Origin of the sequence: Zestomonas insulae (genome assembly GCF_016901015.1) — a bacterium.
Taxonomy (GTDB): Bacteria; Pseudomonadota; Gammaproteobacteria; order Pseudomonadales; family Pseudomonadaceae; genus Aquipseudomonas; species Aquipseudomonas insulae.
Genome location: NZ_JAFEUP010000004.1, coordinates 336,053 through 353,858 on the forward strand (window position 1 = coordinate 336,053; position 17,806 = coordinate 353,858).

The window sequence follows — 17,806 nt, forward strand, 5'->3', positions numbered from 1 at the left end:
CCACCGCCCGCGCAGGAACGCCATGTCGCCCATCGCCTACGTCAAGGAACACCCCTCCGCCGGCCTGCTGTTCATTCAGCTGCTGGGCGTGCTGCTCTATCCGTGGATGGAAGGCACCGCGCTGGGGCGCGCGCTGTTCGGCGCCTTCGGCCTGGTGGTGCTGGGCCTGGCCCTGCATGTGGTCAAGCGCAGCCCGGGGCAATCCTGGGTCGGTGCGCTGCTGGCCGCCGCCGTACTGGTGCTGTCGCTGGTCGACATGCTGGTCACCAGTCGCTTGCTGGAAGCCTTCATCGCCATCGCCGAAGCGGCGTTCTACCTGTACGCGACCATGAGCCTGATCGCCTACATGAGCGCGGACGAGCGCGCCACCACCGACGAGCTGTACGCGGTCGGCGCGACCTTCACCGTGCTGGCCTGGGCCTTCGCCCACCTGTACAGCTTCTGCCAACTGATCAGCCCGGGCAGCTTCGGCGCCCAGCTCGATCCGGAAGCCGCGCGCAGCTGGATGGAGTTGCTGTTCCTCAGCTTCACCACGCTGTCCGGCGTCGGCCTCGGCGACATCGTGCCGCTGACGCCTTTCGCCCGCTCGCTGGTGATGATTGAGGAGTTCGCCGGGGTGATGTACCTGGCGCTGGTGGTCTCGCGGCTGATCGCGCTGACCGTCTCCAAGCGCTGACGCGGCCTAGCTCAAGCGCGGCGTCGAGCGACGGACGATCTTGATCGAGTAGGTCATGCTCGGTTTGCGCGTCACGCTGATCGCGCGGCGGGTCACGGTATCCAGGGTGATGTTCCAGAAGCCCGTGGAGGGCACGGTGAGCCGCGCCGGGAAGCGCTCGAACGCGCCGCCGTGGTAGGTGTGGCGCCCGCCGTTCTTGAAACTGCGGAAGTTCGCATCGTTCATCAGGCGAATATTGCAGGTCTGCGAGCACTGGATGACGACGAGGTCGCCTTCGTTGAGGTGTTCGCGCTGGTGTATGAATTTCATCGGTAGTCCAAACCACGTCCAAGCAAGGCGCCACCATACCACGCCAGCCGCGCCAGCTGGCCGAGCGGCGCTACGACTTGGCAGGCGGCGGTGGTAGCATGCGCGCCCCATGCGTATCCATGACATTCAACAACGCCTCGCCGAGGCAGGTGCCAAGCCACAGCACACCGGGCGGATCATCCGTGCCTGGGTGCAGGGCCGGTCGCTCGACCACGGCACGCGCCACCAGCCGAGCGAGAGTTTCCTGCCGCTCAGCGTGCGCGAGGCCCTGCCGCAGCTGAGTGCCGACCTGCAGAACCTCGCTCAGCTGCGTTCGGAACACCCCGGCGCAGACGGTTCGGCGCGCTTGCTGGTCGGTCTGGCCGACGGCCAGATGGTCGAAAGCGTGCTGCTGCCGCGCGACGGCCTGTGCGTGTCCAGCCAGGTTGGTTGTGCAGTTGGCTGCGTGTTCTGCATGACCGGCAAGAGCGGCCTGCTGCGCCAGGTCGGTAGCGCCGAAATCGTCGCCCAGGTCGCCCTGGCCCGACGTTTCCGCCCGGTCAAGAAAGTGGTGTTCATGGGCATGGGCGAGCCGGCGCACAACCTCGACAACGTGCTGGAAGCCATCGACCTACTCGGCACCGATGGCAACATCGGCCACAAGAACCTGGTGTTCTCCACTGTCGGCGACCTGCGCGCCTTCGAGCGCCTGCCGCAACAGCGGGTCAAGCCGGCGCTGGCGCTGTCCCTGCACACCAGTCGCGCCGATCTGCGCGCCGAGCTGCTGCCCAAGGCGCCGCGCATCACCCCGGACGAACTGGTCGAACTGGGTGAAACCTATGCGCGACAGACCGGCTACCCGATCCAGTATCAATGGACGCTGCTGGCCGGGATCAACGACAGTCAGGAAGAAATGGACGGCATCCTGCGCCTGCTCAAGGGCAAATACGCGGTGATGAACCTGATCCCCTACAACAGCCTGGAAGATGACGAGTACCAGCGCCCCGCCGGCGAGCGCATCGTCCAGATGGTCCGCTACCTGCACAGCCGTGGCGTGCTGACCAAGGTCCGCAATTCCGCCGGACAGGACGTCGAAGGCGGCTGCGGCCAGCTACGCGCGCGGGCCGTCGAGCTGGTCAACACCAAGCGCCTGCACCTGCGCCAGTCCTGACCTCGAGCGCAACCCTGCGAGCCCGCCTATCATGCCTAGAGCGGAACTCGGAGGAAGCATGTCCCAAGAACCCGACCACAAGCCCCTGACCTTCTGGCAGATGCTGCACAGCGTGCTGGCCGCCGCGTTCGGCGTGCAGAGCGGCAAGAACCGCGCGCGCGATTTCAGCCAGGGCAAGCCCAGTCACTTCATCCTGATGGGGCTGCTGTTCACCGGAGTGTTCGTGTTGCTGCTGTTCGGCCTGGTCAAACTGATCCTGCACCTGGCCGGCATCTAGTCCAGTAGCGGCTGCAGGGAGAACTGGTAATCCGTTGCGCCCTTGCGCCCGACCAGGCTGAAACGCCGGAAATCCAGGTCGTAGCCACGCTTCTGCACATGCTGCAGAAGCCGTTGCGCCTGCGCCTTGTCGAACAGCCTGAACAAGGGCTCGCGCCGATCGATGCCACCGTGCGCGGCAAAGTCAACGCCAGCATCGTAGTCGTGCAACAACACCATCGCCCAACCACCCAAGGTGAAGTGGCCGGCCACTAGCGCCGACACCCGGCCATCCATGCGCGCCTGCAGCACTTCGGCCGAACTGTTCAAGGCCGAGAACAGCACATCGCTGCCGGGTACGCCGCCACGCTCCTGAACCGCGCGCATAGCACCGAACGCCATCTCGTCATTGGCCGACCAGATCAGCCGCGTCTGCGGGTAGCGCGGCAGCAACTGCTGCGCCTGCTCGTAGGCGCGCTGACGGCTCCAGTCGCCCAGCACCATCTGCCGCAGCTTGACCTCTGGGTACGCAGCCAACGCCCTGCGCATGCCTTGCTCGCGCGCTTGGCTGACTGGCGTCAGGCGCATCCCGGCAAATGCCAGCAGGTCCACCGCGCCCTTCCCATGCCGGGCCTGATACTCGCGAATCAGCTGGTCCGCCATCAGGAAGCCGGCTTCCTCGTCGTTGGCAACCATGCTGCCGATCCAGTTCGCATACTTCTCGCGTGGCTGGCCAAGCAACTGCTGTTGATCGGCGGTGAGACTGTTGTGCAGCAGGAACAGCTTGACCCCGCTGCTCTTGGACAGCCGCAGAATCTCAGGGGCGGCATATTCTTCGTTGACGAACAGCAGGTAGTCGGGACGCTGCGCACCGCTCAGCAGTTGGCGCGCCTGGTCGACCATTCGATGGCGGTCACGCTCCGAGTAGTAGATGTCCAGCTGCATGCCGAGGTTGTTGGCAGCCGCCTGCATGAAGCGTGAATAGTCGCGCCAGAAGGGCTCGTCGGCACGACCGGGATTGAGGAATGCAACACTCGCGGCATGGACCGTCGCCACACCGAAAAGGCACCAGAGAAACGCACCAATCCTTAGTACCCGCTTCACATCAATTGCCCAGGACATAAATGAGAATCACATTATAACGATTCGCGTGATGGCAATCTGGCACCATCTGTCCGGGTGAATGAAAAACGCCCTGGCGGCCAAACTGGCCGCCAGGGCGTCGTCGGCGGCTTACTGGTGGCTGACCCAGTACACCGCGGTAGCTACCACGAGCAGAATCAGAACGAAGATCGCACGCGCATCGACCACGCTGTCGTTGTTCTGGCTGTCCGGCTCGGAATGATCGGTCATGGCTTCCCCCTTCTTGTGATTATTGGTGGCTTGCTCCTGCAGTTAAGACCAGGCCTGCACCGCGCTCAAGCGTCTGGACCCGGCTTATCACCATGAGTTTGATTCATATACTAAAACTTCACTTTTGCGCATATCCCTGATGCTGGTATCTTGCCCGGCTCCGCCAGGAGTGCGCGGCCGTGCGCGCGAAATAGCTGTAGCAGCCTGAGAATCGAGCCTTTATGTACGTATACGATGAGTACGATCAACGGATCGTCGAGGACCGCGTCAAGCAGTTCCGCGATCAGACCCGCCGCTATCTGGCAGGTGAACTGAGCGGCGAAGAGTTCCGCCCACTGCGCCTGCAGAACGGTCTCTACATCCAGCGCTTTGCACCCATGCTGCGCGTAGCCGTCCCTTACGGCCTGCTGTCGTCCACGCAGGTACGCATGATGGCCAAGATCGCTCGTGACTACGACAAAGGCTACGCGCATATCAGTACCCGCCAGAACGTGCAGTTCAACTGGCCGGACCTGGAAGACGTGCCGGACATTCTCGCCGAGCTGGCCACCGTGCAGATGCACGCGATCCAGACCAGCGGCAACTGCATCCGCAACACCACCACCGACCAGTTCGCTGGCGTGGCCCGTGACGAATTGGTCGATCCGCGCCCCTGGTGCGAGATCATCCGCCAGTGGTCGACGTTCCACCCGGAATTCACCCACCTGCCGCGCAAGTTCAAGATCGCCGTCAACGGTGCAGTGAGCGACCGTGCCGCCATCGAGGTGCATGACATCGGCCTGGAAGCGGTGCAGAACGCCGCCGGTGAACTGGGCTTCCGCGTTTCCGTAGGCGGCGGCCTGGGCCGTACCCCGATCGTCGGCAGCTTCATCAACGAATTCCTGCCGTGGCCGCACCTGCTCGGCTACCTCGACGCCATCCTGCGTGTGTACAACCGCTACGGCCGTCGCGACAACAAGTACAAGGCGCGCATCAAGATCCTGGTCAAGGCACTGACTCCGGAAGTCTTTGCCGAGAAGGTCAACGCCGAATTCGCGCATCTCAAGGATGGCCCGACCACCCTGACCGAAGCCGAAGTGCAGCGCGTCGCCCAACACTTCGTCGATCCGGCCTACCTGGCCCTGGGCGACCAGGACGCCGAACTGGCCGCACTGGACGTGCAGCACCCGGGCTTTGCGCGCTGGCGTCAACGCAATACCTTCGCGCACAAGAAGCCGGGCTACGTGGCTGTCACCCTGTCGCTGAAACCCACCGGTACCGCACCGGGCGACGTCACCGACAAGCAACTCAATGTGATCGCCGACCTGGCCGACCGCTACAGCTTCGGCGAAGTGCGCAACAGCCATAACCAGAACATCATTCTTGCCGACGTCGAGCAGGCGCAGCTGTTCACCCTGTGGGGTGAGCTGCGCGAAAACGGCTTCGCCACGCCGAACGTTGGCCTGCTGACGGACATCATCTGCTGCCCGGGCGGCGATTTCTGCTCGCTGGCCAACGCCAAGTCGATTCCGGTGGCCGAAGCCATCCAGCGTCGCTTCGACGACCTCGACTACCTGTTCGACATCGGCAATATCGACCTGAACATCTCCGGCTGCATGAACGCCTGTGGCCACCACCATGTCGGCCACATCGGCATTCTCGGCGTGGACAAGAAAGGCCAGGAGTTCTACCAAGTCTCCCTCGGCGGCAGCGGCGCTCGCGACGCCAGCCTGGCGCAGATCCTCGGCCCGTCCTTCGCCCAGGAAGACATGGCGGATGTCGTCGACAAACTGATCAAGGTGTACGTCGAGCAACGCACCGAAGAAGAAACCTTCCTCGATACCTTCCGCCGTATCGGTATCGATCCGTTCAAGGAGCGCGTGTATGCAGCGAATCATTAAAAACGGCCAGGTGCTCGACGAAACCTGGCACCTGCTGCCCAAGGACGCGAGCCTGGATGGTCTGCCCAACTGCGGCGACTACATCGTGCCGCTGGCCCTGTGGCGCGAACACAGCCATGCGCTCAAGGCCCGCGACGGCGGCCTGGGCGTCTGGCTGGACGCCGACGAGGAAATCGAAGAGATCGCCGACCACCTGGACGATTTCCAGGTCATCGCCCTGAACTTCCCCAGCTTCACCGACGGCCGCCACTGCTCCACCGCGTACCTGCTGCGCAACCGCTACGCCTACAAGGGCGAAGTGCGCGCCATCGGTGACGTGCTGCGCGACCAGCTGTTCTCCTACAAGCGCGTAGGCTTCGACGCATTCGCGCTGCGCGCCGACAAGGACGCCGAGGACGCCATCAAGGCCTTCGAGGAGTTCTCCGAGGTCTATCAGGCCTCCACCGACCAGCCGCTGCCGCTGTTCCGCCGCCGCGCCTGATCGCTGCAACAGCGAACTGAAAAGCCCCGCCGATGCGGGGCTTTTTATTGCCCGCGAGTCAGGCCCGCACGCTGTCCCAGGCGATCTTCGCGAGCAGGTCACGGCACTCGGCAAGCGGCGTGCGGCTGCGCCCGGCCAGCCAGTTGCGCGCATAGTCCTGGGTCGGTCCGATGATCACCGCGGTGAAGCAATCCAGCGGCATGGCTTTGAACAGTTGCTGGTCGAAATACCCCGCCAGCTTCTCGTGCAGCCGAGCCGCGTGCGCGTGGTTGGCCTCGCGCAACCGCTCGGCCAACTCACCAGCCTCGACCCGGCCACGGCCGTGTAAGAGAAAGCGCGCCCAGTCAGGGTTGGCCACCACCCAATCGATGTAGCTGGTCACCAGCAGCTTGATGCAACGCTCGGCGCTGTCAGCCTGGGCGAAGCCAGTCTCGAGCAACGCCGCGTACTCGGCCGTGCCGGCCAGGTAGAGCGCGCCGATGATGCGCTCCTTGTTGCCGAAGTGGTGGTACAGGCTGCCGATGCTGGCCCCGGAGCGATCACGAATCATCTCGATGGTGGTCGCCTCGACGCCGAACTCGGTAATGCAGCTGAGGGCCGCCTGAAGAATTTCGTCTTTGCGGGAGGAACGGGCCATTGGTTCTCCTTGGCGCCGAACTAGAATATTTTTCTAGAATTACTTTCTAGACTTCGTATACTGCCGCTGCGCGCACTGATCTTCAATCCCGATATCCGTTGGAGCCATCCATGAGTCAGATGATGCAGATGTACCAGCAAGCCGGCCCTGCCCAGTTCAGCGCCATGATCGGCCAGGTCGCGCCCTACTTCGCCAGCATCGCGCCGCAGTTCGTCGAGCTGCGCCCCGGCTACGCCGAAGTGACCTTCGCCAAGCGCCGCGAGGTGCTCAACCACCTAGGCACGGTGCACGCAATTGCCCTGTGCAACGCGGCGGAGCTGGCGGCCGGGACCATGACCGACGCGTCCATTCCCCGGGGTTGCCGCTGGATTCCGCGCGGCATGACCGTGGAATACCTCGCCAAGGCCGACGGCGACATTCGCGCGGTGGCCGACGGCAGCACCATCGACTGGAGCCAGATCGGTGACGTGAAGGTGCCGGTACTCGCCTATGTCGGCGACAAGCCGGTGTTTCGTGCCGAGATCACCATGTATGTGAGCACTGCCGCGTAAATGAAAAGGCCCGGCGCGTGCCGGGCCCTTTCACTGGTTTGCCAGTCAGTCCAGACGCACCAGCACCCGTCCAACCTGCTGGCCGGCCAGGATCCGCTCGATCGCCGCAGGCAGCCCTTCGAGCGGCAGCTCCTGAACCAGTTCGTCCAGCCCTTCCAGCTTCCACTGCAGCGACAGCCGATCCCACATCGCCGCCTTGACCATCAGCGGCAGCTCGACCGAATCGACCCCCAGCAGATTGACCCCGCGCAGAATGAACGGCATCACGTTGGCCGCGAAGCCCGTGCCGGCAGTCAGACCGCAGCAGGCCACACTGCCGCCGTAGCGCAGCGACTTGACCACGTTGAAGAGAATCTCGCCGCCGACGGTATCCACCGCACCGGCCCACTGCTCCTTGAGCATCGGACGCTCCAGACCCGCCTGCAGCGCAGCGCGCTCGACGATCTGGGTGGCGCCAAGGCGCTTGAGAAACTCGCCCTGTTCGGCCTTGCCGGTGGCCGCCGCGACTTCGTAGCCGAGGCGCGCGAGCAAGGACACCGCCACACTGCCGACGCCACCGGTGGCCCCGGTCACCAGCACCGGACCGGCCCCTGGCGTCAGCCCGGCCTGTTCCAGCTTGTCGACGCACAGCGCGGCGGTTAGCCCGGCAGTGCCCAGTACCATGGCTTCGCGCAGCGACAGCCCCTGCGGACGCTTGATCGCCCAGGCCGCCGGGATACGGATGTATTGACCGAAGCCGCCTGCAGTATTCATCCCCAGGTCGTAGCCCGTGACGATCACCTCATCGCCCGGGGCGAACTCCGCCACAGCCGACTCGACGATGGTGCCCGCCGCATCGATGCCGGGCGTGTGCGGATAGTTGCGCGTGACCCCGCGGTTGCCGCTGGCCGACAGCGCATCCTTGAAGTTCAGCGACGAATAGCGGACGCGGATCAGCAACTCGCCCGCCGGCAGCTCGGCGACATCCCGCTCGACCACCTGCCGAACGAATGTCGACTCCTCCTGACTGACCAACAGTGCCTTGAACTTACTCATCTTGATCCCCGTCGAGTTACCAGAAGCGTTGATTGAGGCGGCTCAGCCAGCTCAGCACGAAGCGATCCGCCGCGAAGCTCGCCGCCAGGCCGACGCGCTCTTGCAGGCTTTTCTTCTGCGCATAGTGCAGCTGGAACAGCTCCGCACTCTTGGCCTTTTCGGCCAGGTACTCGTCGCTGGTCTTCAGCTCATCGACCAGTTGCTTGCCTAGCGCCGCCTGGCCGAGCCAGACCTCGCCGGTGGCAATCTCGTCAATCGACAGCTGCGGCCGGTAGTGCGCTACGAAGTTCTTGAATAGCCGATGGGTGGTTTCCAGGTCGTCCTGAAACTTCTCCCGACCCTTCTCGGTGTTCTCGCCGAACACCGTCAAGGTGCGCTTGTACTCACCGGCGGTGAGCACCTCGAAGTCCACTTCGTGCTTCTTCAGCAGGCGATGCAGGTTCGGCAGCTGCGCCACCACGCCAATCGAACCGAGAATGGCAAATGGTGCCGACACCACGCGATCGCCCACGCAGGCCATCATGTAACCGCCGCTCGCCGCAACCTTGTCGATGCACACGGTCAGCGGCACGCCGGCCTGGCGAATCCGCGCCAGCTGCGAGGCCGCCAGGCCGTAGCTGTGGACCATGCCGCCGCCGCTTTCGAGGCGCAGCACCACTTCATCCTTCGGCGTCGCCAAGCTCAGCACCGCGGTGATTTCATGGCGCAAGTGCTCGGTCGCCGATGCCTTGATGTCGCCATCAAAGTCCAGGACGAACACGCGCGGCTTGTGCGCGCCGGCTTTCTTCGCCGCCTTGGCCGCCTTGGCCTCCTGCTTGTGCGCCTGCTTGAGCTGCGCCTTGTCCAGCACCGCGTGCTCGAGACGCTTGTGCAGGCCCTTGTAGAACTCGTTGAGCTTTTGCACTTCGAGGTGCCCGCTGCCCTTGCTGCGGCCTTTACTGCGCACGGCGGCGAAAGCGGCCAGGATCACCACAACCGCGACAACGACCGTTACGGTCTTGGCCAAGAAGCCTGCATAGTCGGCTAGAAACTCCACATTTTTCCCTCTCTCTCGGCGCCGCTCGCCGGCGCACTGGCGGCCTCCAGCATACGCACGCGACCTGGCTCCGGCCAGCATCGTTGAGCGCTGCTCGCCAGCTTCCGGCTGACATTCCCTGATTCAAACAAGCGTATGTTTTTTCGTTGACAGCCCGTACCTATCCTCATACGCTCGCGAAACTTTCACCTCTTCGGATGAGTCGAGTTTGGGCAGCATCTACCTGATTCGCCACGGCCAGGCCTCGTTCGGCGCCGAGGACTACGATGTCCTTTCGCCGATGGGAATTCGCCAGGCCGAAGTGTTGGGCAAGCACCTGGCGCAACTCGGCGTGACGTTCGACCGCTGCGTGAGTGGCGACCTGCGGCGCCAACAGCACACCGCGCAAACCGCGCTGGCGCAGTTCGGCGCGATTGGCCTGCCGGCGCCGGAGATCACCATTGATTCCGCGTTCAACGAATTCGATGCCGACGCCGTGATTCGCGCCATGCTGCCGACCCTGCAGGACGAAGAACCGGGCGCTCTGGAAGTGCTACGCAATGGCGCGCAGAACCGTGCCGAGTTTCAGCGCCTGTTCGCCCTGCTCATCGGCCGCTGGCTGACCGGCGCGCATGCCGCCGAGCTGGAAAGCTGGGCGCAGTTCGTCGACAAGGTGCGCGGCGGCCTCGAGCGCATCCTCGCCCAGGCGGACAGCCGGCAGAACATCGCCGTGTTCACTTCGGGCGGCACCATCACCGCCCTGCTCCACCTGATCAGCGGCGTACCGGCCGACAAAGCCTTCGAATTGAATTGGCAGATCGTCAACACCTCGCTCAGCCGCCTGAAGTTCCGCGGCCGCGAAGTTGCCCTGGCCTCTTTCAACAGCTGTATTCACCTGGAGCTGTTGAAGACCCCGGAGCTCATCACTTACCGCTGAGCCCCATCCACCCCGGCCCCGCAAAGGCCGATGGAACACCAAAACTAAAAAGGATCGACCCATGACCACAGTTGCTGACATCGTCAAAACCATGCAGTCCAAGTTCAACGCCAGCGCCGCTGCCGGCCTGGACCTGGTCTTCCAGTTCAACATCGAAGACGGCGAGAACCACTACCTGGTCGTGAAAGACGGCACCTGCGACCTGCAGCAAGGCGACGCGCCGAACCCGAACGTCACCCTGATCATGAACACCGAAACCCTGAAAGGCATCACCAGCGGTGAAACCGACGGCATGCAAGCCTTCATGGCCGGCAAGCTGCGCGCCGAAGGCGACATGATGCTCGCCATGAAGCTCGGCGAGCTGTTCCCGGTCTAAGCTTGCCGGCAGCATGCAACAACAGAAAACCGGAGTCCCATGACTCCGGTTTTTTTTCGTCGATAAAGAGCAATCAGGCAGGTTGATCAGGCGGCAACACCGAGGCCAATAAGGGCTGGCGACGCTTGTGACACCACGGCAGCGGCATTAGATTAACCAATAATCTGACGCCCCCATCATAACTAGAAGGGATACGCATGGCGCTTACCGACCAGTCCACTCGCATCCGCGATGGCGAAGAACTCGACGCTGCGGCGATCGATACCTACCTCAAGGCCAACATCCCCGGCCTCAGTGGCACGCCGCGCATCAGCCAGTTCCCCGGCGGCGCCTCGAACCTGACGTACCTGCTGGAATACCCCGAGCAAGAGTTCGTCCTGCGTCGCCCGCCATTCGGTCACAAGGCCAAATCGGCGCACGACATGGGTCGCGAGTTCCGCATCCTCAATCGCCTGAACGATGGCTTTCCGTATTGCCCCAAAGCCTATCTGCACTGCACGGATGATTCGGTACTCGGCGCCGAGTTCTACGTCATGGAGCGGGTCAACGGCATCATCCTGCGCGACCAGCTGCCGCCCGAGCTGAACCTCGACGCAACGCGTACCCGTCAGCTGTGCCAGAACTTCGTCGACAAGCTGGTCGAACTGCACAACGTCGATTATCAGGCCTGCGGCCTGGCCGACCTGGGCAAGCCGGAAGGCTACGTGCAGCGGCAGATCGGCGGTTGGACCGACCGTTACGAGAAGGCCATGACCCCTGACGCGCCGCAATGGGACGCGGTCAAGGTGTGGCTGAAAGAGAAGATGCCGGCCGATCACCACAAGCCGAGCATCGTGCACAACGACTACCGCCTGGACAACGTCATCCTCGATCCGCAGAACCCGATGAAGATCATCGGCGTGCTCGACTGGGAGCTGACCACCATCGGCGATCCGCTGATGGATCTCGGCAACACCCTCGCCTACTGGATCCAGGCCGATGATCCAGCGCCGATGCAGACCCTGCGTCGCCAGCCGAGCCACCTGCCCGGCATGCTGACCCGCCAGGAGTTCGCCGACTATTACGCCGAACGTGCCGGCGTCGACGTCGGCCACCTCGATTACTACTACACCTACGGCCTGTTCCGCCTGGCCGGCATCATGCAGCAGATCTACTACCGCTTCTATCACGGCCAGACCAAGGATCAGCGCTTCGCGCAGTTCATCCATGGCAACAAGCTGTTGGAGCAGATCAGCTTGCAGACCATCGATAAATCCCGGCTGTAAAACGCCTACAACAAGGGGAACCCCATGTCCAAGACCCAACTGTTCGACCTCGACGGCAAGATCGCCTTCGTATCCGGCGCCAGCCGCGGCATTGGCGAAGCCATCGCCAAGCTGCTGGCCCAGCAAGGTGCCCACGTGATCGTTTCGAGCCGCAAGATCGACGGTTGCCAGGCAGTCGCCGACGCCATCGTCGCCGAAGGCGGCAAGGCCACCGCGATCGCCTGCCACATCGGCGAGATGGAACAGATTCAGAGCGTCTTCGCGCAGATTCGCGAGCAGTTCGGTCGCCTGGACATCCTGGTCAACAACGCGGCGACCAACCCGCAGTTCTGCAACGTGCTGGACACCGACCTCAGCGCCTTCCAGAAGACCGTCGACGTCAACATCCGCGGCTACTACTTCATGTCCATCGAAGGCGGCAAGTTGATGCGCCAGAACGGCGGCGGCAGCATCATCAACGTCGCCTCGGTCAACGGCATCAGCCCGGGCGAGTTCCAGGGCATCTACTCGGTGACCAAGGCCGCGGTGATCAGCATGACCAAGGTCTTCGCCAAGGAATGCGCGCAGTTCGGCATCCGTTGCAACGCCCTGCTGCCGGGCCTGACCGACACCAAGTTCGCCTCGGCACTGACCAAGAACGACGCCATCCTCAACGCCGCGCTGCAGCGCATCCCGCTCAAGCGCGTAGCCGACCCGAGCGAGATGGCCGGCGCCGTGCTGTACCTGGCCAGCGACGCCTCCAGCTACACCACCGGGGTTTCGCTGAACGTGGACGGCGGCATGCTCGCCTAAGGCCTGCGCCCCAATGAAAAAGGGACCTTCGCGGTCCCTTTTTTCATGCCTGCTGATCGGTCAGCGCCAGTCCTTCAAGGCCTGCTCGGCCGCCTGATTGAGCGGCTGGGCCAGCAACCCGGTGGGCGTCAGGCTCACCGCATACACCGCGCCGTTGACCATCGGCAGGTAGGTGACCCGCAGCGCCTGCGCATCGAAGATCAGCAGATCGTGCTGCCCCACCCGCAGCCAACGCCACAGATCGATGCCATAGCGGCTCTGCGCAAGGACGGCCTGGCCGTGCTGCGCCATGTCCTGCTGCTCCTTGGCCAGATAGCGCCCGGACAGCTTCTCCAGGCGATAGCCCGGCGCCAAGCCGATCAGCTCAGCCAATCCTTTCCAGCGAAACAAGCGGGCATCCAGCTGCCAGAGGTCGCCCTCCAGGGTGACATTGCGCTCGTCTGCACCCTCCAGCAGGCTGACCCGATAGCGCTGCGACCCATCCGCCTGGAAGCTCACTGTGACGATCGGCTTGCCTTGCGGCAGCGCGGAGTAGCTGGTCAGGTCGTAGGCAACCAGCGCGACCAGCCCGGCGAGCGCGAGGAAGGCCAGACCGCAGGTGCCGCGCAGCCAGCCGAGGAACCAATGGCGGTTGAAGAGGATGCGTGCCGCTACCAGCAAGGCCAGCAGCGCAAGCAACGCAATGCACCAGGCCAAACCGTCATACTGCATAAGCGCCAATTCCTTGTGCTGAAAATAGCCGGCATTATGCTCAGCGCGTTGGCCTGCGGCCAGCGAGGCCACCCGACAATCGGACACACGTCGAACTATTTATGCCATTTCCCTTCGAGCTCGCGGTCGATCCACTCACTCTGGCCATCCTCGCCGGGGTGGCATTTCTCGCCGGTTTCATCGATGCCATCGCCGGCGGCGGCGGGCTGCTGACCATTCCCGCACTGCTCACTGCCGGTCTGCCGCCGCACCTGGTGCTGGGTACCAACAAGCTGTGCGCCACCTTCGGCTCGGCGACCGCCAGCTACACCTTCTACAAGCGCAAGCTGTTCGACCCAAAGGAATGGCGCTTTGCGCTGCTCGCCACCTTGATCGGCGCGCTGCTCGGCGCCTCCGTTGCCCACTGGCTGCCCGCGGCCTGGCTGAATCAGATGCTGCCCGTGGTGGTGTTCGGCTGCGGCCTGTACCTGCTGTTCAGCCGCACGCCGGTAGCGCCACGGATCACCGACCAGCCCATCGCCAAGGGCCGGCAATGGCCACATGGCCTCGGTCTGGGTTTCTACGATGGGGTCGCCGGTCCCGGCACCGGCGCGTTCTGGACGGTCAGCAGCTTGCTGCTCTATCCGCTCGACCTGCTGCGCGCCAGCGGCGTGGCGCGCAGCATGAACTTCGTCAGTAATGCCGCCGCGCTGGCGGTGTTCATCATCGGCGGTCAGGTCGCCTGGGCGTTGGGCATCAGCATGGGCGTGGCGCTGATGGCCGGCGCATTTCTCGGCGCGCACACAGCCATCCACGGCGGGGCGAAGTTCATCCGCCCGGTGTTCATCTTGGTGGTACTGGCGCTGACTGTGCGCCTAGCGTGGCAGCACTGGTTCGGGATGGCCTAGACGGCGCGCCAGATACAGGTCGATCAGGTAGCGGGCGATGGAGCGCTGCATCGGCAAGGGCGGCAACTGCTCGTAGTGGAACCAGCGCGCGTCCTCGATCTCATCGGCCTGCGGGGTGATCTCGCCGGACAGGTACTCGGCGTGGAAACCCAGCATCAGCGAATGCGGGAACGGCCAGCCCTGGCTGCCCAGGTACTGCAGATTGCCGACCTCCAGGCCGACCTCCTCGCGCACCTCGCGCGCCACGCACTCCTCCACCGACTCGCCAGGCTCGACGAAGCCCGCCAGGGTACTGTACATCCCAGGCACGAAGCGTGGTGAACGCGCCAACAGGATCTCGTCGCCGCGGGTGACCAGCACGATCATGCTCGGCGAGATGCGCGCGTAGCTGTCCAGGCCGCAGTCTGGGCAGCGCAGGCAGCGCTCGCCGCTGACCTGCTGGTTACGCGCGCCACAGCGACCGCAGAAGCGATGATGAGCGCTCCAACTGCCGATCTGCTCGGCGAACGACAGCATGCGGAAGGTCGGGTAATCGGCCTGCAGCATGAACTGGCGTAGCCCCTGCCAATGGCAGCCTGGCAGGTCGGCCGGGGCATCCAGTTCTAGCAACCAGACCGGCTCGCCATCGAACTGCCCCAGGCCGTGCTCTGCCACATAGGGCAGGTCCTGGCGCTTGAGCCATTCGCGCGGAAACAGCACGCCGTTATCATCGGCCAGGAAGCCCTGCGCGCAACGCGCCAGGGCCCAGCCGCCGGACACCGCGTTATCCAGCGGCGGAGTGGTCAGCCAGCCCTGCTTCATCATGCAGCCACCGGGCGGCCAAGGGCGCGCACGCTTTCGGCGGCCAGATCGAGCACTCCCGGATTGGCTTCGGGGCGCAGCACGCCACCACCCTCGAGGTAGTACTCGAGACTGGTCAGCGCATCTGCCAAGGTTTCCAGCATCTGTTCGGACGGCATCTGAGGAGTCTCCAGCATCTGCTTCTGGATGTAATCGGCACAGGCGCCGATCAGTTGCGCGGCGCGCTCCTGACCGAGGAACCACAACCCGCCACGCACAGCCTGCAGGCTGAACGGCACGTTGGCCAGGTGCAGTTTGTCGCCATTGGCTTCCAGATAGGATGTGATCGCTCGCTTGGCCAGCGCCAGGCCGGCCTGCGCCTCATCGACTACCACGATTCGCGCCTCGACCAACTGGTGCTGAGCGAACGACTCGACTTCTTGACCCGGCGCCGCCTCACGAATCTGCCGGCGCTCACCGCGCTCCAGGTTCGCCACCATGCTTTCGACGAACAGCACGGCATCGGCCAGCTTGTTCATCGATGGCAAGTCGGCGGCCTGCGCCTCGACCCAGCCATTCACGGTGGGCAATTGCGCGGACAGTGCGGCGCTCGCCGAGCCCAGGCCGACCATGCTGAGGGTCTTGCTCTGCCGGGCCAGCAAACTGTGCAGGCTGGCGAAGCTCTCGGATTCGTGGGTGCCGCGTTCAATCAGGTCAATCAAATCCTTGATGCTGTTCAGCTCTTCGCGGATCGCCGACGACAGCGAACGCATCACCGCCTGACCAGGACCGGACAGGCGCTGGTATTCCTCTTCGAGCAGCTGATCAGTGAACGGCAGGGTCGCCAGGCCGAAAGTTTCGCGCACCTGCGTCGCCAGCGGGCCACGGCTGTCGGCCAGCGCCACCAGGTAGAGCAGCTCCTTCAACAGGTTGCGCGGAGCGTCGTACTGGGCGTTGCCGAGCAGTTGCTTGAGTTCACGATCGAGACGGGAGAACAGCTGCTTGCGCGACTTGCGCGGCAGCAACTGTCCATCAACCTGCGCTTCCAGTGCCGCGGCAGCGACCCAGATCAAGCGGCCGCTGGCTTCGCCGGCAAACAGGCTGTCCAGCCGCGCAAATGCCCGCGCCATCAGTTTGATGCCGGCCTGCGGGTTGTGATCGCGCAAGAAGCCAAGCAGGCCCACCTGGTACATATGGCGCAGCTGGCGAATCTGCTCGAGACGCGCAGCCGGCTCGAGAGCACGGCTGGCAGTCGCCGGGCGCACCTGGTCGAGGCGCGCGCTAAAGAAGAAGCTCTCCGGCAGGCTGGCCTGGCCACCCGCCTGGCGCAGGTCGTTGATCGCCGGCAGCAGCAACTCGGGGAGCTCCTGACGGTGGCTCTCGACGTTTTCCAGGTAGCGGCGCAGCACATGCAGGGCGTTGCTCAGCGCCGACAGCTGGCCGTCGCGCTCTTCGCCGGCACCGGCGGGAATGTCGGTGGCCTGTTGCAGCACTTCCTGCGCCAGCAGCTCGGCACCGGCCAGTTCGATCAGGCTCAGGGTGCCACGCACTTGGTGCAGACCTTCGACGGCCTGTTGCAGGAGACTGCCGTTATGACGCTCGGCGATGAAATGTTCGAGGCTCTGCTCGGCCTCTTCCATGGTCGCGAACAGCTCGTCGCGAACCAAACTCAGGGATGTAGCTCCAGAAACCATGCCTTATGTGCCTCCCGCGCGGGGTTGACGGATTGCAGCGAATGCCCCGAAGGGTTCAATCGGCAAATTCGGGTTTCTGCTTGCTCATGAACGCAGTCATGGCCACGCGCAAGTCCGCGGACTGCAGCATTGCCGCGTTCCAGGTCGCGACGTAGTCGAGGCCGTCGGCGATGCTGTGATCGCGCATGTACGAGAGCATCCGCTTGGAGCCGCGTACGGCGACCGGCGACTTGCTGGCGATCACCCGAGCAATCTCAAACACGCCGGCGATCAGCGCGTCGTAGTCGGCGTAGGTGCGGTTGACCAGGCCCATGCTTCGAGCCTCTTCGCCGCTGATGTCGCAGCCGGTGTAGGCCAGTTCGCGCGCCAGACCGTCGCCGATAATGCGCGGCAGGCGCTGCAGGGTGCCGACGTCGGCGGCCAGACCCATGTCGACTTCGCGGATCGACAGCTTGGCGTCGACCGTGGCGTAGCGCATGTCGCAGGCGGTGATCAAATCGATGCCGCCGCCCAGGCAGTAACCCTGGATCGCCGCCAGCACCGGCTTGCGGCACTCATCCACGGCGGTGAACGACGCTTGCAGCTTGAGAATCTGCCGACGCATCAGGTCGGCGTTGCGCGCCGCATCCGCGCCGAACTTGGTCGCGGTCTGGGCCAGCATCGCCACGTCGATTCCTGAGGAGAAATGCGCCCCCGCGCCGGACAGCACCACCACACGGACTTCGTCGGTCTCGTCGGCCCACCGAAAGATATCGATGATCTCCGTCCAGAAATCGGCATTCATGGCGTTGAGCTTTTCCGGACGGTTGATCACCACATGGGCGATCTTGTCCTTCAGTTCGACACGAAAGGCTTTGTAGTCAGACATGACGCTCCCCAGTACAGCGCAGGCGCGGATAGAAATATTGTTATGGGTAGAACCGCCCAACTATAACAAGCGAGACATAAAAGTCGATGCTGGCGATTGTGATGCAGGACACGGCGCAAACTTCGCGCAAAATCGTGCGAAGAGCCAGTAACTG

General features: G+C 63.8%; 20 protein-coding genes. 11 read left to right on the forward strand and 9 right to left on the reverse strand.

The features are described 5' to 3' along the window. Positions 1 to 22 precede the first annotated feature (22 nt). Positions 23 to 676, forward strand: a complete 654-nt coding sequence (locus JQX08_RS14985; RefSeq protein ID WP_205349201.1) for a potassium channel family protein — start codon at positions 23 to 25, stop codon at positions 674 to 676. A 6-nt stretch (positions 677 to 682) separates the two neighbouring features. On the opposite strand, the gene JQX08_RS14990 is transcribed toward JQX08_RS14985, so the two are convergent. Then, a complete protein-coding gene (locus tag JQX08_RS14990; protein WP_205349202.1) occupies positions 683 to 985 on the reverse strand; it encodes a DUF1883 domain-containing protein in 303 nt (100 codons plus the stop codon). A 109-nt stretch (positions 986 to 1,094) separates the two neighbouring features. Here JQX08_RS14990 and JQX08_RS14995 point away from each other — a divergent pair, with 109 nt between their 5' ends. Together JQX08_RS14995 and JQX08_RS15000 are read left to right on the forward strand one after the other, a co-directional pair. After that, complete coding sequence (locus JQX08_RS14995) at positions 1,095 to 2,135, forward strand: RNA methyltransferase (protein WP_205349203.1); 1,041 nt, start codon at positions 1,095 to 1,097, stop codon at positions 2,133 to 2,135. Positions 2,136 to 2,193: 58 nt separating this feature from the next. After that, entirely contained in the window at positions 2,194 to 2,412 is a 219-nt protein-coding gene (locus tag JQX08_RS15000; RefSeq protein WP_205349204.1) for a DUF2970 domain-containing protein, read from the forward strand. Here the strand turns inward: JQX08_RS15000 and JQX08_RS15005 are convergent. Next, positions 2,409 to 3,512, reverse strand: coding sequence for an ABC transporter substrate-binding protein (locus JQX08_RS15005; RefSeq protein WP_205349205.1), 1,104 nt, complete (start codon positions 3,510 to 3,512; stop codon positions 2,409 to 2,411). The two genes, JQX08_RS15000 and JQX08_RS15005, sit on opposite strands and share 4 nt — an antisense overlap. A 452-nt stretch (positions 3,513 to 3,964) precedes the next feature. Here JQX08_RS15005 and JQX08_RS15010 point away from each other — a divergent pair, with 452 nt between their 5' ends. Both JQX08_RS15010 and JQX08_RS15015 read left to right on the forward strand, forming a co-directional pair. Beyond that, positions 3,965 to 5,623 carry a nitrite/sulfite reductase gene (locus JQX08_RS15010; RefSeq protein ID WP_205349206.1) on the forward strand — a complete coding sequence of 553 codons (1,659 nt, stop codon included), beginning with the start codon at positions 3,965 to 3,967 and terminating at the stop codon, positions 5,621 to 5,623. Beyond that, positions 5,607 to 6,104, forward strand: coding sequence for a DUF934 domain-containing protein (locus JQX08_RS15015; protein ID WP_205349207.1), 498 nt, complete (start codon positions 5,607 to 5,609; stop codon positions 6,102 to 6,104). The genes JQX08_RS15010 and JQX08_RS15015 overlap by 17 nt, the downstream gene beginning before the upstream one ends. A 58-nt stretch (positions 6,105 to 6,162) precedes the next feature. On the opposite strand, the gene JQX08_RS15020 is transcribed toward JQX08_RS15015, so the two are convergent. Then, on the reverse strand, positions 6,163 to 6,741 hold the full coding sequence (locus JQX08_RS15020) for a TetR/AcrR family transcriptional regulator (RefSeq protein WP_205349208.1): 579 nt from the start codon (positions 6,739 to 6,741) through the stop codon (positions 6,163 to 6,165). A gap of 110 nt (positions 6,742 to 6,851) precedes the next feature. Between JQX08_RS15020 and JQX08_RS15025 the strand changes: the two genes are divergently transcribed. Continuing rightward, positions 6,852 to 7,292: a hotdog fold domain-containing protein gene (locus JQX08_RS15025; RefSeq protein ID WP_205349209.1), complete on the forward strand. Its 441-nt coding sequence runs from the start codon at positions 6,852 to 6,854 to the stop codon at positions 7,290 to 7,292. A gap of 45 nt (positions 7,293 to 7,337) precedes the next feature. Here JQX08_RS15025 and JQX08_RS15030 read toward each other — a convergent pair whose 3' ends face one another. Continuing rightward, positions 7,338 to 8,327, reverse strand: coding sequence for a YhdH/YhfP family quinone oxidoreductase (locus JQX08_RS15030; protein WP_205349210.1), 990 nt, complete (start codon positions 8,325 to 8,327; stop codon positions 7,338 to 7,340). A gap of 16 nt (positions 8,328 to 8,343) precedes the next feature. Beyond that, on the reverse strand, positions 8,344 to 9,363 hold the full coding sequence (sohB, locus tag JQX08_RS15035; RefSeq protein WP_205349211.1) for a protease SohB: 1,020 nt from the start codon (positions 9,361 to 9,363) through the stop codon (positions 8,344 to 8,346). Positions 9,364 to 9,571: 208 nt separating this feature from the next. On the opposite strand from sohB, the gene JQX08_RS15040 reads away from it, so the two are divergent. The 4 genes from JQX08_RS15040 to JQX08_RS15055 all read left to right on the forward strand — a co-directional run bounded on the left by JQX08_RS15040 (position 9,572) and on the right by JQX08_RS15055 (position 12,712). Then, positions 9,572 to 10,279, forward strand: coding sequence for a histidine phosphatase family protein (locus JQX08_RS15040; RefSeq protein WP_205349212.1), 708 nt, complete (start codon positions 9,572 to 9,574; stop codon positions 10,277 to 10,279). 61 nt (positions 10,280 to 10,340) lie between these two features. Continuing rightward, positions 10,341 to 10,655 (forward strand): SCP2 sterol-binding domain-containing protein, encoded by a 315-nt coding sequence (locus tag JQX08_RS15045; protein ID WP_205349213.1) that lies wholly within the window; start codon positions 10,341 to 10,343, stop codon positions 10,653 to 10,655. A 197-nt stretch (positions 10,656 to 10,852) separates the two neighbouring features. Continuing rightward, positions 10,853 to 11,920, forward strand: a complete 1,068-nt coding sequence (locus JQX08_RS15050) for a phosphotransferase family protein (protein WP_205349214.1) — start codon at positions 10,853 to 10,855, stop codon at positions 11,918 to 11,920. A gap of 24 nt (positions 11,921 to 11,944) precedes the next feature. Beyond that, positions 11,945 to 12,712 carry an SDR family oxidoreductase gene (locus JQX08_RS15055; protein ID WP_205349215.1) on the forward strand — a complete coding sequence of 256 codons (768 nt, stop codon included), beginning with the start codon at positions 11,945 to 11,947 and terminating at the stop codon, positions 12,710 to 12,712. A 60-nt stretch (positions 12,713 to 12,772) separates the two neighbouring features. Here the strand turns inward: JQX08_RS15055 and JQX08_RS15060 are convergent, their stop codons facing one another. Next, positions 12,773 to 13,423: a hypothetical protein gene (locus tag JQX08_RS15060; protein ID WP_205349216.1), complete on the reverse strand. Its 651-nt coding sequence runs from the start codon at positions 13,421 to 13,423 to the stop codon at positions 12,773 to 12,775. 101 nt (positions 13,424 to 13,524) lie between these two features. Between JQX08_RS15060 and JQX08_RS15065 the strand changes: the two genes are divergently transcribed. Further along, a complete protein-coding gene (locus JQX08_RS15065; RefSeq protein WP_205349217.1) occupies positions 13,525 to 14,310 on the forward strand; it encodes a TSUP family transporter in 786 nt (261 codons plus the stop codon). Here JQX08_RS15065 and nudC read toward each other — a convergent pair. From nudC to JQX08_RS15080, 3 genes are read right to left on the reverse strand one after another with little or no spacing between them, the layout of a single operon-like run. Beyond that, the gene (gene nudC / locus JQX08_RS15070) at positions 14,278 to 15,111 is read right to left on the reverse strand and encodes an NAD(+) diphosphatase (RefSeq protein ID WP_205349382.1); all 834 of its coding nucleotides are present in this window, start codon (positions 15,109 to 15,111) and stop codon (positions 14,278 to 14,280) included. The genes JQX08_RS15065 and nudC overlap by 33 nt on opposite strands. Then, on the reverse strand, positions 15,111 to 16,784 hold the full coding sequence (locus JQX08_RS15075; RefSeq protein ID WP_205349218.1) for a FimL-related protein: 1,674 nt from the start codon (positions 16,782 to 16,784) through the stop codon (positions 15,111 to 15,113). The genes nudC and JQX08_RS15075 overlap by 1 nt, the downstream gene beginning before the upstream one ends. Positions 16,785 to 16,839: 55 nt before the next feature. Beyond that, positions 16,840 to 17,652 (reverse strand): crotonase/enoyl-CoA hydratase family protein, encoded by an 813-nt coding sequence (locus JQX08_RS15080; RefSeq protein WP_205349219.1) that lies wholly within the window; start codon positions 17,650 to 17,652, stop codon positions 16,840 to 16,842. Between the last annotated feature and the right edge of the window lie 154 nt (positions 17,653 to 17,806).

Coding starts and splice junctions, on each gene's coding strand:
- JQX08_RS14985 (WP_205349201.1), top strand. CDS start 23: ATGTCGCCCATCGCCTACGTCAAGGAACACCCCTCCGCCGGCCTGCTG.
- JQX08_RS14990 (WP_205349202.1), bottom strand. CDS start 985: ATGAAATTCATACACCAGCGCGAACACCTCAACGAAGGCGACCTCGTC.
- JQX08_RS14995 (WP_205349203.1), top strand. CDS start 1,095: ATGCGTATCCATGACATTCAACAACGCCTCGCCGAGGCAGGTGCCAAG.
- JQX08_RS15000 (WP_205349204.1), top strand. CDS start 2,194: ATGTCCCAAGAACCCGACCACAAGCCCCTGACCTTCTGGCAGATGCTG.
- JQX08_RS15005 (WP_205349205.1), bottom strand. CDS start 3,512: ATGTCCTGGGCAATTGATGTGAAGCGGGTACTAAGGATTGGTGCGTTT.
- JQX08_RS15010 (WP_205349206.1), top strand. CDS start 3,965: ATGTACGTATACGATGAGTACGATCAACGGATCGTCGAGGACCGCGTC.
- JQX08_RS15015 (WP_205349207.1), top strand. CDS start 5,607: ATGCAGCGAATCATTAAAAACGGCCAGGTGCTCGACGAAACCTGGCAC.
- JQX08_RS15020 (WP_205349208.1), bottom strand. CDS start 6,741: ATGGCCCGTTCCTCCCGCAAAGACGAAATTCTTCAGGCGGCCCTCAGC.
- JQX08_RS15025 (WP_205349209.1), top strand. CDS start 6,852: ATGAGTCAGATGATGCAGATGTACCAGCAAGCCGGCCCTGCCCAGTTC.
- JQX08_RS15030 (WP_205349210.1), bottom strand. CDS start 8,327: ATGAGTAAGTTCAAGGCACTGTTGGTCAGTCAGGAGGAGTCGACATTC.
- JQX08_RS15045 (WP_205349213.1), top strand. CDS start 10,341: ATGACCACAGTTGCTGACATCGTCAAAACCATGCAGTCCAAGTTCAAC.
- JQX08_RS15050 (WP_205349214.1), top strand. CDS start 10,853: ATGGCGCTTACCGACCAGTCCACTCGCATCCGCGATGGCGAAGAACTC.
- JQX08_RS15055 (WP_205349215.1), top strand. CDS start 11,945: ATGTCCAAGACCCAACTGTTCGACCTCGACGGCAAGATCGCCTTCGTA.
- JQX08_RS15060 (WP_205349216.1), bottom strand. CDS start 13,423: ATGCAGTATGACGGTTTGGCCTGGTGCATTGCGTTGCTTGCGCTGCTG.
- JQX08_RS15065 (WP_205349217.1), top strand. CDS start 13,525: ATGCCATTTCCCTTCGAGCTCGCGGTCGATCCACTCACTCTGGCCATC.
- nudC (WP_205349382.1), bottom strand. CDS start 15,111: ATGAAGCAGGGCTGGCTGACCACTCCGCCGCTGGATAACGCGGTGTCC.
- JQX08_RS15075 (WP_205349218.1), bottom strand. CDS start 16,784: ATGGTTTCTGGAGCTACATCCCTGAGTTTGGTTCGCGACGAGCTGTTC.
- JQX08_RS15080 (WP_205349219.1), bottom strand. CDS start 17,652: ATGTCTGACTACAAAGCCTTTCGTGTCGAACTGAAGGACAAGATCGCC.